A 12,243-nucleotide genomic window follows, 5' to 3' on the forward strand; every position below is an offset into this window, starting at 1 on the left:
GATGAATGTCGATACCTTGCTGATCGATCTGCCCGCCGGAGCGCATCCGTGGCGTCTGCCAACCTTGACCGACCTGGGCGCGCATCAACAGGCACCGGCACGTTTGCTGGCGGTGCTTGAACGCCAGCGCCCGACGGTGGTGGTGATGAGCGCCGAGCAGTTGGAGCGCCTGCTGGACTTTCCCGCCCTGGCCTTGAGTGATCTGAGCCATCTTGAGCAGTTGGTGTTCGTCAGCGAACGTCCCGGCGACTGGCAACTGGCCGAACGCGCCGCAGCCCAACTGGATTGCCACGTACAGGGTTTCACCGAAGATGGACGCGACCTGGCCGACCTCAAGCGTGAGCAACAGCGCTGGTGTGAGCGGGCCCTGGGGCATCCTCAGGTGAGTGCAGTTGCGCTGCACGGCCAGACCTTGTTCGCCGTGCCCCAGCGTTGTGAAGCGACTGCGGTGGACGATCATCTCGACGCAACCGAGGCAGCTGTCAATCAGCAGTTCAGCATCACTCAATTGAACCAGGCCGTGCAGTTGAACCAACGTTTGAGCCACGCGGCCTTGCTGTCGATGCTTAATGGCCTGGAACAATGCGGCTTGCTGCCGGCACCGCTCAACAATGTGGCCCAAAGCCTGGCCAATGCCGGCATCGCGCCCGGTCACCGGCCCTTGATCGCACGCTGGCTGGACGTGTTGCAAGCCCAGCAACTGCTGCAGCGCAGAGGCGACCACCTCTACCCCAGCCTCGACGCCAACGCCTGGAGCACCGCCACGTTGGAAGACCTTTGGGCACAGTTGAGCCTGGACTGGGCGGGCAACACCGGCGGCAGCGCCACCCTCGACTATGCACGGGACAATGCCCGCCAGTTGCCAGCGCTGATGCGCGGCGAGTGCGCCGCCGTGCACCTGCTGTTTCCCCAAGGTCGCACTGATCGCGCAGCGGCGCTGTACCGCGAAAGCCTGGCGGCGCAATACCAGCATCGCAGCGTGGCGCATTGGGTGGGTGCCTGGGCAGCGCGCCAACCCACCGATGCGCCGTTGCGGGTGCTGGAGGTCGGTGCCGGCACCGGTTCCACCACCCAGGCGGTGTTGCCGGCCCTGGCCAATGTGGCGGTGGACTACCTGTGCACCGACGTGTCGCGCTACTTCAGCGAACAGGCCGCCGAGCGCCTGCACGCTTGGCCATGGGTGCGCCACGACGTGTTCGATATTGACCGCCCTGCCCTGGCCCAGGGTTATCACACCCAGGACTGGGACTTGATTGTTGCGGGCGGCGTACTCAATGCCGCCCGCGACACCGAGCGCTCCCTGGCCATCCTACTGACCTTGCTCAAGCCAGGCGGCTGGCTGGTGTTCAGCGAGCCGACCCAGGAGGAATTCTGGGTGATGGCGTCCCAGGCCTTCATGCTCAACCAGGCCAGCGATGAACGCGCACTCAGCAGCAGCACCTTCCTGGACCTCAACCAGTGGCAAAGCGCCCTGGCCCGTGCCGGCTTCCAGGGCAATCGCAGCCTGCCCGCCGCCCACCACCCATTGGCGCGCCTGGGCCATCGCGTCTTCGTCGCCCAAGTGCCCGAGCAACGCCTGAGCCGTGCCGCGCTGGCGGCCCACCTGGAACACCCTGACCTGCAGCTTGAACTGCTCGACCGTTTGCCCGACCTGCCTACTGCCAAGGACCTGCCATGACCCCGCTGGCCTACCCCTTCAACGCCTTCACCGACCTGGCGCTGGCTGAGCCTTATCGCCATGCCCAGCAAGCGCCCGGCCTGCTGCGTATCCAGATGCCCATTGGCGCGCCCGCCTGGCTCGCCACCCGCTATGACGATGTGCGCCTGGTACTGGGCGACCGGCGTTTCAGCCGTAGCGAGGCGTTTCGCCGTGACGATGCGCCGCGGGCGTTCCCACGTATTGCCGGTGGCATTGTGATGATGGACCCGCCGCAGCTGACCCGCATTCGCTCCCGGGCTGCCCAGGCGTTTACCCGTCGCCGCGTCGAAGCCTTGCGACCCCATGCGCGGGCCTATGCCCACCAGTTGATCGACCGCATGCTCGCCGCCGGCCCGCCCGCCGACCTGGTCAATGACTTTGCCTTGCCGCTGCCCCTGGCGTTGATTTGCCAATTGCTTGGCGTACCGCTGCAGGATCGCGAACGTTTCAAACAGTGGAACGACTCGTTGCTGTCGACCCGCCCCGAAGACGCGGCCCTGACGCAACAGCACTTGAGCGAACTCGCGGCGTATATCAAGGGCCTGGTCGCCGAGCGCCGCCGCCACCCCCAGGACGATTTCATGACCGCCCTGGCCCAGGCCGACGAACAAGGCGAGTGCCTGAGCGAAGAACAACTGCTGCTGTTGTGCATCGCCATCCTGGTCGCCGGCTACGAAGGCAGCGCGTCACAGATTCCCAACTTCATCCTGGTGCTGCTGGACAACCCGCAGCAATGGCAACAACTCAAGGCGCACCCCGAGCACATCCCCCAGGCGGTGGAAGAGCTTTTGCGCTATATCCCGCTGGCCTCGGCGGCGATGTTTGTGCATTACGCCCTGCAAGACATTCAGGTGGGTGAAACCCTGGTGCGCCAAGGCGAGGCGGTATTCGCTTCAATCGGCGCGGCCAACCATGACCCGGCGCGCTTTGCCAACCCACAGGCCCTGGACCTGCAACGCGACGCCCAGGGCCATTTCGGCTTCGGCCACGGCCTGCATCATTGCATCGGCGCGGCGCTGGCGCGGGTGGAGTTGCAGGAGGCGTTGCAGACGCTGGTGCAACGCCTGCCCAGCTTGAAACGCTGCGGGGCGGTACAGTGGAAAACCGCGACCTTTTTTCGCGGTGCCCACTGCCTGCCGGTGACCTGGTCATGAGCCGCCCACGTCAACGCGTGATCGTCGCAGGCACCGCGTTTGGCCGCATCTACCTGCAAGCCCTGGCCCGAGCCCATGAGCGTTATGAGCTGGTGGGGATCCTGTCGCGCGGCAATGCCTACTCCCAGGCCTGCGCCGACCACTACGGCGTGCCACTGTACGAGGCCGTGGAGCAGGTGCCGGACAGCGTCGATATCGCCTGCGTGGTGGTGCGCTCCGGCGCCACCGGTGGCGCCGGCAGCGAACTGGCCCAGCAACTGCTGCGCCGTGGCATTCACGTGTTGCAGGAACACCCGGTGCATCACCGCGAAATCGCCGCGTGCATGCAGGCGGCCCGCCAGGGCCAGGCGGCCTACGCGGTGAATACGCTGTACCCCAATATCCTCGCGATCCGGCGCTTTCTCGCGGTGGCCGACTACCTGCGCGAGCAACACGGGTTGGCCTATATCGACGCGGCCTGTAACAGCCAGGTGGCCTACCCCTTGCTCGACATTCTCGGGCGCCTGGCCGGTGGCCTGAGGCCTTGGGCATTTGCAGCGACCGCCGCCAGCGTCGGCGCACACCCCTTCACGCCGTTGAGCGCCAGTTTCAATGGCGTGCCCATCAGCCTGCGCGTACAGAACCAGGTGCATCCCCAGGACCCGGACAACCATTCGTTTTTGCTGCATCGCCTGGAAGTGGGCTGTGAAGCCGGCGTACTGAGCCTGTGCGATACCCATGGCCCGGTGCTGTGGAACCCGCGCCTGCATGCGCCACGGGACAACACCGACCGCCTGATCATGTCGGGCCCCGGCAGTGAACGACTGGCCGGGCCGACCCTGGTGGTGCTCGACCCGCAGATACCTGCCAGCTATCACCAGGTGTTCAACCAGGTGTGGCCGGATGCGGTCAGCCTCGCCCTGGACGCGTTGTGCGCCGACATCGAAACCCCCGCGCAACGCCTGCGCAGCGGCGTGTGGGCCACCGAAGTGTCGATGGCCTGGCGCGAAATGAACAGCCTGATCGGCATGCCCGAATTGATTGCGCCGCCTGTTCCCCAGGCATTGCCGCTGGCCGAGTTGCACCGCCGCGCCGATGCCGTGCAACCCCCTGACGCTGACCCCAGCGCTCAACTCTTGGGAGCCCTGCCCTTTTGAATACTGCCCAATCCCGTTCCTCCTGCAGCCATGTATTGCTGTGGGTGCGCGACCTGCACCAGGCCGTGGCGAGTTTTCGCGCCGCCGGGTTCGAGGTCACCTACGCCACCGCCGAGGCCCGCGCTCAGCACGCGCATATTTGGTTCAGCCACGGGCCGATCATCGAGTTGCTCACCACGCCGCGCCACGCCTGGCTGTTCAAGTGGCCCATCGACTGCCTGGCCGGGGGTGGTGCCGGGCGGCGCATGTTGCGCTGGGCCGCCCACGGCGAGGGCTTCTGCGACCTGGCATTGCTGTGCGATGACGCCGCCCTGGCGCCGCGGCTGAAGGGCCTGGCGGCCAGCGGCGTGGCCATGGGCCGCGTGGTGAACTGGCAACGCACCTGTGCAGACGGCAGCCAGACGCGCTTTCGTTTTGTCTACCCGCGCCATGAGCGCCTGCCTTTTCTGGTGACGCCGTACACGCCCACGCAGCATCCGGCGCGGCTGATCCATCCCAACGGCGCCACTGGCCTGGCGGCCATTCACCTTGGCGTGAGCCCCGCCGACCACACCGCCCTCCACCTGCTCGCGGGCGACGACCCGATGTTGCATCTGCAACCGGCCACCCACACCGGCGTCCAGGCGGTGCAAATCGCCGGCCTGGCGCAACCGCTGACCCTGCACGGCGCCCAATTGCTCGGCTGCCCGACTGCCCAAGGAGATTGCCATGCTTGATGGATGCACTGACTGGCCCGAAGACTTTATCCGCCGCTACCGCGAGCAAGGCTACTGGCAAGGCGTGCCCCTGGGCCAACTGCTGCGCGAGCAAGCCCAACGCACACCACAACGTGAAGCTTTGGTCGACGGCAACCGACGCTGGAGTTACGCCGAACTGGACCAACACGCCGACCGCCTGGCCGCCGGCCTCGCCGAACGCGGGCTGGTGGCCGGCCAGCGGGTGCTGGTGCAACTGCCCAATATCGCTGAGTTCTTCAGCCTGACCTTCGCCCTGCTGCGCCTGGGAGTGATCCCGGTGTTTGCGCTGCCGGCCCATCGCGAGTACGAATTGGCCCACCTGGCCCATCTGAGCCAGGCGGTGGCCTATGTGATTGTCGATCAGCACCTGGGCTTCGATTACCGGCCACTGGCGCGCACCCTGGTTGAACAGGTGCCGAGCCTGCAACAGGTGTGGGTGGTGGGCGCGGCCGAGGAGTTCGTGGCCCTGGCCGATTGCGTCGCCACCCCCCGCGAGTTTCCCGCGCCAGACGCTCGGGACGTCGCGGTATTGCTCTTGTCGGGCGGCACCACCGGCCTGCCCAAGCTGATCCCGCGTACCCATGACGACTACGCCTGCAACGCCCGGCTGGCGGCTCGCGCCTGTGGTTTCGACGACCACACCCGTTACCTGGCGGCGCTGCCGGTGGCGCATAACTTTCCCTTGGCCTCCCCCGGCGCACTCGGCGTATTCAGTGTCGGGGCCACCTTGGTGCTGGCGCCGGAGCCGAGCCCGGACACCGCTTTTGAACTGATTGAACGCGAACGCATCACCCACACGGCGTTGATCCCGCCCCTGGTGTTGCTGTGGCTGGAGGTGGCGCAATGGTCCGACAACGACCTCAGCAGCCTGCAATGGCTGCAAGTCGGCGGCGCGCGCCTCAAGGCCGAGATCGCCGCACGCATCGGCCCCGCCCTGGGCTGTGGCCTGCAACAGGTGTACGGCATGGCGGAGGGCTTGCTGTGTTTTACCCGGTTGGATGACCCGCAGGCGCTGGTCTTCGAAACCCAGGGCCTGCCACTGACCGCCGCCGATGAGATCCGTATCGTCGATGCCGATGATGTAGCGGTCGCGCCTGGCGCCGTGGGGGAACTGCTGGTGCGTGGCCCCTACACCATTCGGGGCTACTACAACGCCGCCGAGCACAACCAGCGGGCGTTTACTGCCGATGGCTTTTATCGCAGCGGCGACTTGGTAAGGCGTCTGCCCGAAGGGCATTTGGTCGTCGAAGGGCGCAGCAAGGATGTGATCAACCGCGGCGGCGAGAAGATCCCCGTGGAAGAGATCGAGAACCTGCTGCTGGGCCACCCGCTGATCCGCGATGTGGCGCTGGTGGCCCTGGCCGATGAGTTGCTGGGGGAGCGCAGTTGCGCCTGCGTGCTGGCCCACGACGAACCCATTGACCTGGCTTCGATCAACGCCTGGCTGCGCGAACGTGGGTTGGCCGCCTACAAGTTGCCGGACCGCTTGCAGGTGCTGCGCGAGTTTCCGCTGACACGCCTGGGCAAGGTCAACCGCAAGGCCCTGGCGGAACAGGTGATGGCGTCATGAGCCGCTGGCTGCGCGTTTTGCGCGAGGGCCCGCAGCCCCGCGCACGCTGGGTGTGCCTGCCCCACGCCGGTGGCAGTGCGAGCTTTTACCGGCCGTGGCTGGCGCACTTGCCGGGGGATATCGACCTGCTGGCGGTGCAATATCCCGGCCGTGAAGAGCGCTTCAACGAGGCGCATGTGCCGTGCCTGGCGACCCTCGCCGAGCACATCAGCCAGGCGTTGCTGGCCTTGCCTGCGCAGCCCCTGGTGCTGTTTGGCCACAGCATGGGCGCGGCGCTGGCCTATGCCGCGGGCGTACGCCTGGAAGCGGCCGCTGCCGGCGCGGCCCATGTGTTTGTCTCGGCCCATGCGCCGCCCCACCGGCAACCGCCCAGCGACCTGCACCGCCAGGACGACAGCACACTGATCGCCGACATCCTGCGCCAGGATGCCCAGGCCGCCGGCCTGTGGGCCAACCCGCAGTTGCGTGCCGTGTTCTTGCCCGCGCTGCGCAGCGATTACCAGGCCATCGAAACCTGGCGCCCTGCACACCTGCCGCCCCTGGCGGCGCCGCTGGATGTGCTGCTGGCCCGCGATGACGCCGAAGTCAGCCTGGAACAGGCCCGCGCCTGGGCCGACCTGAGCGGCCATCTCCCGGATATCCGCCTGTTCGACGGCGACCATTTTTACCTCAAGCATCAGCCGCGACCGGTGATCGACCACCTGTTGCAACGCACCGCCTACCTTCAGGGAGACACATGATGAAAACCCCGGAACACTGCACCGGCCTTGCTGATATCCGTCACGCCATCGACAGCCTCGACCAACAGATCATCGACGCCCTTGGCCTGCGCATGCAGTACGTCAAGGCCGCCTCCGCATTCAAACCCGACCAGGCCAGCATCGCCGCCCCGGAGCGCGTCGCGGCGATGCTGCCGCTGCGTCGGCAATGGGCGCAGGACGTCGGGCTGGATGGGGAATTTATCGAAAGCCTGTTCAACCAGATCATCCACTGGTACATCGCCGAGCAAACCGCCTTCTGGCTGCAGAAAAAGAGCAAGGCCGTATGAACGCGCACGATTTGCTCAAGGTGTTCCAGGCCGCGCATCAACGGGCGGTGGCGTACCAACGGCCGGTGATTGCCGTCAGCGCATGCGCCGCGCCGACGCTTGCGCCCTTGGCGCTGTATCAAGCCCATCGGCAAGGTTTCTTCTGGTGCGCGCATTCGCCGGACCTGAGCCTGTTCGGCCTGGGCTGCACCTGGCAGATCGAAGCCACCGGGCCCCAACGCATGGCCGAGGTGGATCGCCAATGGTTCGCACTGTGCGCCGATGCGCTGGTGCAAGGGCAGCATGCACCCTTGCTGCTGGGCGGCATGCGCTTCGATGACCAGCAACCCAGCGCCCCCCATTGGGCGCCCTTTGCCGACGCCAGTTTTCACCTCGCTCACTGGTTGCTCAGCGAAGACGCCAGCGGGCGCTGGCTGCGTTGCCAGCGCGTGATCGAGCCGGGCAGCGACCCCGCCGCACTGGCCCAGGAAAGCCTGGCCGCCTATGAACACCTGCTCACCCCCACCCTCAACCTGGCCGCCACACCCACGGTGTTGGGCCGTAGCGCCTTGCCCCAACATCAATGGCAGGCCAAGGTCGAGACCGCACTGGGCGCCATCGCCCAAGGTGATTTGAACAAGGTGGTGCTGGCGCGGCATATCGACCACCGCCTGGACGCTGCCCTCGACACCGGGGCGGTGATGGGCCGCCTGTACGCACGCCGTAACGCCTCGCACCTTTTCGCGATCCACCGTGGCGACCATTGCTTCATGGGCGCCACCCCCGAGCGTTTGCTCAGTTGCGCGTCGGGCCACCTGACCACCCACGCCCTGGCAGGCAGCACCCGCCGTGGGCTCAAGCCGAATGAGGACCAAGCGCTGGGTGAGCGCCTATTGGCCGATCCGAAGGAGCAGCATGAGCATCAATTGGTGGTGCAGACCATCACCCAGGCGCTGCATGACAAGGTCAGCGACCTGCACGCCGCTTCCAGCCCCAGCCTGCTCAAACTGGCCACCGTGCAGCACTTGAGCACGCCGATCAGCGCCCGACTCAACGCGGGCAAGCGCCTGCTGGACGGTATCCAGGCCCTGCACCCTACGCCCGCCGTTGGCGGCCTGCCCCGGGCATCGGCCCTGGCGTTCATCCGCGAACATGAGGGTTTTGATCGTGGCTGGTACGCGGCGCCGGTGGGCTGGCTGGACGCCCAGGGCAATGGCGACTTCCTTGTGGCCCTGCGGTCAGCGCTGATCACCCCAAGGCATTGCCACGCGTTCGCCGGCTGCGGCATTGTCGAGGGCTCGCTGCCGGCCAATGAATACGAGGAAACCCAGATCAAGCTGGCGAGTATGCAGCAGGCCTTGCAGCTGGCCTGCCCTGCTGATACTGACGCGGCGTACAGCCAAATTCGCGGCGAAACACCGTATGCAGGTACTGCGCAGAGGTAAAGCCGCAGCGTGCGGCAATGTCGGCGATAGCAAGGCTGTGGTTTTCCAGGCCCTTGGCGGCGGCAGCGAGTTTGAAGCGCAAAATCTCATCATGCACGCTGCAGCCGCGGGCCTTGCGAAAATGCGCTTCCAGGGACGAGCGTGAAACGCCGACATAAGCGGCGACCTGATCGGTCTTGATGCCCTGGCAGGCGTACTGGCGGATAAACAACAAGGCCTGCATCACGTAAGGGTTGCCCAGGGGTTGATGCAGGCTGGAGGCCTGCACGTTGATGGCGTCCGGCGGCACCAGCACCTGCGTGCCCGTGCACGGTTTGCCGTGCAGCATCTGATGCAACAGCGCCGCAGCGGTGCGGCCCATGGTCTCCGTGCCCTGGATCACCGAACTGAGCGGCACCCGCGTGAGGGTACGGGTCAGCGGGTCGTTGTCGATGCCGATCAACGCCACCTCCTCCGGCACCGCAATGCCCGCCGTCAGGCAGGCTTGCAGCAATTGCCGGGCGCGGGCATCGGTCACCGCGATAATGCCGATAGGCTTGGGTAGGCTGTGGAGCCAGGCAATCTGCTGCTCCACCGCGCTGTCCCACAACGGCGCACTGGTGCCCAGCCCGCGATACACCTCTACCTGCAAGCCATCGCGCTGCATCAAGCGGCGAAAAGCTTTCTCACGCTCCTGGGCCCACCGATTGGCCTGGGCTTCGGGCAGGCTGAAACAGGCAAACCGCGTCAACCCCGCCTCCACCAGATGCTCGTAGGCCAGCTTCATCAGGGCATGGTTATCGGTGGCCACATAGGGAATGCCCTTGGGGTACTTGCCCACATCCTCATAAGAGCCACCCACCGCCACCACCGGAAGCCGACTGCCGGCCAGCGCCTCGCCGATCAGCGGGTCATCGAAGTCAGCAATGATCCCATCGCCCTGCCAACGCTCGATACCGCGCAGGCGGCAGAGGAAGTCTTCTTCCAGGAACAGATCCCAGGATGCACGGGTGCTACTCAGGTAATTGCCAATGCCGGCGATGATGCCGCGGTCGTAGATTTTGCTGCCGTTGAACAGCAAGGCGATGCGGTGAACGGGCGGTAGGGTTTTCATTGTTTTTGTCCTGGGGCCGGTCGGTGCAGATGAGTACGCAGAGGTTTGACTGATCAGGATAGCGGGCCTCGGAGGAGGCCCGCTTAACTTACCTAAATTCCACCAACATGGCTGCAACTGCTGCCCAAAAAACGGAACCGATCAACATCATCATATTGATGGTCAACAGACGTTTTAGATGAGGGGGGAAATTTTCAAGATCGCCTGGGTCCAGTTCTCCGATGCGAATAGAGGCCTTCGGCAACGTCACCATTCCGGCAATTTTTGATATTTCCAGAAGCGACCAAATGACCCCTCGCCTTCCAAGGCTCGTCCCCCATATATAGATAAAACGGCTGTTTTTTAAAGCATCCTTTATAGAATCCAAATGCCGACGACTTAGATAAAGGCTAAAAGTAATGCCTGCAGCGGCAAGCAAAATTGGCCCTCCTGTAACAATAATTGCGATCCAAGGAGGCCAAGCATCGATACTGGTCATGGTTGTCTGGCCTCATAAATTTTTTCACCGATGTACTCACCAGTTTTACCACCGTACGTCGTACCCACCCATGCGCCAGTCCCTACAACAGCAGCAACACAAATAACACCACCAATTCCTGTTGTGACGCCAAGCGCAACGCAGACGGCAGTGCTGGCGTAGCTCGAAACTAATCCGCTTGCAGCACCGATAGCAGTAGATCCAGCGAATTTTCCTCCTTCGGTAAATTTAATCCTTTCGCAAGCCGCCCCAGAATCCCCGTTACACACCTGCTCAATAGCCAACAACGAAGACACCCCACCAAGGCCTATCCCGATATAACCACCTGCCTTCATATACTTCGTGGCACGGCTGACCGCTTCCACATGCGCGGCATACCCCGGAATCTGCCCCGGCCCACCCGCCTTGTCCCAGTGATGCACCAAGCTGCGACTGGAAATTCCAAGGGCCGTTTTCAACTTGGGATGATCGCCCAGGGTGGTCTGGCCGCGCAGGCGGGTGGAGTTGAGCAGATGAGCATCCAACTGGTTCATCAACCGTTGGCGATCAGCGAAGAACTGCGGTGACCGAAGGTGCCCGTGCTGCCGATAGCTGTCCTGATGCAGGCGCTCCATAGCCTGCAGCGTTTCGCGCAGATTGCTCAGGTGCTTTTCCATCACCACCGCACTGACGCCGAGCCAGGTTGAGGTGTGGCCGATAAAGCCAGCGATCTCGGCACCGTGGCGATACAGAAAGTCGGCCTCGTCCGGCGTCAGCTCATCCAGTGATGCGCTGACATGTTGTGCAGCCTGCATCAACTGAGCTTCTTCATACGTGCAGGAGGTGTTTTTCGGATCGCTGAGCACGATCATCGAACCAGCTTTGACGTGGCCTGTGTTGGGATTCAGCGATTGAAACTTGCGCATTACAGCCGGGTCGAGCGTCGGAAAAAGTGTGGCTTCCAGCGCCTCGCGGCTCATGCTTTTGGGCACGATGTAAAAACCTGGTTCTTCGCCTATTAGCGCTTTAAATGCGGCAAATGCGGATTGGGGCGACTCACTTGGCGAGGTGGAGGTGCGTTGAGAGGACGCTGCCCAGTGGGCTACTGGCTGGACCGGCTCAGCGGCCAGTCTGTTGGCGCTTACGACCGAGCCACCTCTGCCGTGGTACTCGCCGAATAACGCCAAAGGAATCAGCTCGGCTTTACAGGGACAGCCGCTGTAACTATCCACCGTACCGGCAACAAGCCGGCCATTGCTCTCCATGAAGGAAATGCCGCCGATGATCTTGTACGTTCGCCCATCCTTGCCGCAGGTAACTGGGTCACCTTCGCAGGCACGAAGACGGCCATTCATGTGGGTTGTTTGATCTACGCCCAGCACTTCGCCGCCGCAACTGGTTTTGTCACCTTGACAGATGAAATGACCCACGCTCATTTTTTCGCCTCTTATCCATGTTTTTTTAGCCGTGCTTTCCTGCTCGTCTCGATAAGAAAACTGACGCGTGGCGCCTTCCGAGGTAAACGAGCAAGAGCAAGTCAGTGGCAGTCAAAACCTTGAAGAGGCATTTCCCCACCGTAAAGTCAGACGTTTCCCTAAATCCTGTACTCCCTCAGCCGTTCTCAGCCCTTCACTCAAAATCGCACTCCCCTTTAACGCTCAATACCGCGCGGACGGCAGAAAAGTCTTCCTCCAGGAACAGGTGCCAGGATGCCCGGGTGCCGCTCAGGTAATTACCAATGCCGGCGATGATGCCGCGGTCGTAGATTTTTCTGCCGTTGAATAGCAAGGCAATGCGGTGAACGGACGGTAGGGTGTTCATTGTTTTGTCTTGGGGCCGGTCGGTGCAGATTTGGCCCGTGGACTGCGGACGCCTAGCTACATTCAAATCGATGTCACATCCTGGGAGCTGTATGGGCATATCGG

Annotated in this window: 11 protein-coding genes and 1 pseudogene; 8 read left to right on the forward strand and 4 right to left on the reverse strand. The window is 63.7% G+C overall.

Translation table 11 applies throughout. From position 1 onward, the window contains the following. Position 1 precedes the first annotated feature (1 nt). Genes HU731_RS27820 through HU731_RS27855 form a run of 8 tightly spaced genes read left to right on the forward strand, consistent with a single transcriptional unit; the run spans position 2 to position 8,768 of the window. Complete coding sequence (locus HU731_RS27820; RefSeq protein WP_186609133.1) at positions 2-1,678, forward strand: class I SAM-dependent DNA methyltransferase; 1,677 nt, start codon at positions 2-4, stop codon at positions 1,676-1,678. Then, entirely contained in the window at positions 1,675-2,853 is a 1,179-nt protein-coding gene (locus HU731_RS27825; protein WP_186609134.1) for a cytochrome P450, read from the forward strand. The genes HU731_RS27820 and HU731_RS27825 overlap by 4 nt, the downstream gene beginning before the upstream one ends. Further along, the gene (locus HU731_RS27830; protein ID WP_186609136.1) at positions 2,850-3,989 is read left to right on the forward strand and encodes a Gfo/Idh/MocA family oxidoreductase; all 1,140 of its coding nucleotides are present in this window, start codon (positions 2,850-2,852) and stop codon (positions 3,987-3,989) included. The genes HU731_RS27825 and HU731_RS27830 overlap by 4 nt, the downstream gene beginning before the upstream one ends. Then, entirely contained in the window at positions 3,986-4,705 is a 720-nt protein-coding gene (locus tag HU731_RS27835; RefSeq protein WP_186609138.1) for a VOC family protein, read from the forward strand. Before HU731_RS27830 ends, HU731_RS27835 begins: the two co-directional genes overlap by 4 nt. Beyond that, the gene (locus HU731_RS27840) at positions 4,698-6,296 is read left to right on the forward strand and encodes a (2,3-dihydroxybenzoyl)adenylate synthase (protein WP_186609140.1); all 1,599 of its coding nucleotides are present in this window, start codon (positions 4,698-4,700) and stop codon (positions 6,294-6,296) included. Before HU731_RS27835 ends, HU731_RS27840 begins: the two co-directional genes overlap by 8 nt. Next, positions 6,293-7,036: a thioesterase II family protein gene (locus tag HU731_RS27845; RefSeq protein ID WP_186609142.1), complete on the forward strand. Its 744-nt coding sequence runs from the start codon at positions 6,293-6,295 to the stop codon at positions 7,034-7,036. Before HU731_RS27840 ends, HU731_RS27845 begins: the two co-directional genes overlap by 4 nt. Next, a complete protein-coding gene (locus tag HU731_RS27850) occupies positions 7,036-7,344 on the forward strand; it encodes an isochorismate lyase (RefSeq protein ID WP_073525513.1) in 309 nt (102 codons plus the stop codon). The genes HU731_RS27845 and HU731_RS27850 overlap by 1 nt, the downstream gene beginning before the upstream one ends. Continuing rightward, on the forward strand, positions 7,341-8,768 hold the full coding sequence (locus HU731_RS27855; RefSeq protein ID WP_186609144.1) for an isochorismate synthase: 1,428 nt from the start codon (positions 7,341-7,343) through the stop codon (positions 8,766-8,768). Before HU731_RS27850 ends, HU731_RS27855 begins: the two co-directional genes overlap by 4 nt. Here the strand turns inward: HU731_RS27855 and HU731_RS27860 are convergent. From HU731_RS27860 to HU731_RS27875, 4 genes and pseudogenes are all read right to left on the reverse strand, one after another. Beyond that, the gene (locus tag HU731_RS27860; RefSeq protein WP_186609146.1) at positions 8,656-9,861 is read right to left on the reverse strand and encodes a XylR family transcriptional regulator; all 1,206 of its coding nucleotides are present in this window, start codon (positions 9,859-9,861) and stop codon (positions 8,656-8,658) included. The genes HU731_RS27855 and HU731_RS27860 overlap by 113 nt on opposite strands. Before the next feature lie 88 nt (positions 9,862-9,949). Next, positions 9,950-10,339 (reverse strand): hypothetical protein, encoded by a 390-nt coding sequence (locus HU731_RS27865; protein WP_186609148.1) that lies wholly within the window; start codon positions 10,337-10,339, stop codon positions 9,950-9,952. After that, complete coding sequence (locus HU731_RS27870) at positions 10,336-11,754, reverse strand: PAAR domain-containing protein (protein WP_217894827.1); 1,419 nt, start codon at positions 11,752-11,754, stop codon at positions 10,336-10,338. Before HU731_RS27870 ends, HU731_RS27865 begins: the two co-directional genes overlap by 4 nt. A 218-nt stretch (positions 11,755-11,972) precedes the next feature. Continuing rightward, positions 11,973-12,139, reverse strand: a pseudogene (locus tag HU731_RS27875) (xylose operon transcription regulator XylR); the annotation flags it as partial. Positions 12,140-12,243 lie beyond the last annotated feature (104 nt).

This window comes from Pseudomonas salmasensis (assembly GCF_014268375.2).
Classification (GTDB): Bacteria; Pseudomonadota; Gammaproteobacteria; order Pseudomonadales; family Pseudomonadaceae; genus Aquipseudomonas; species Aquipseudomonas salmasensis.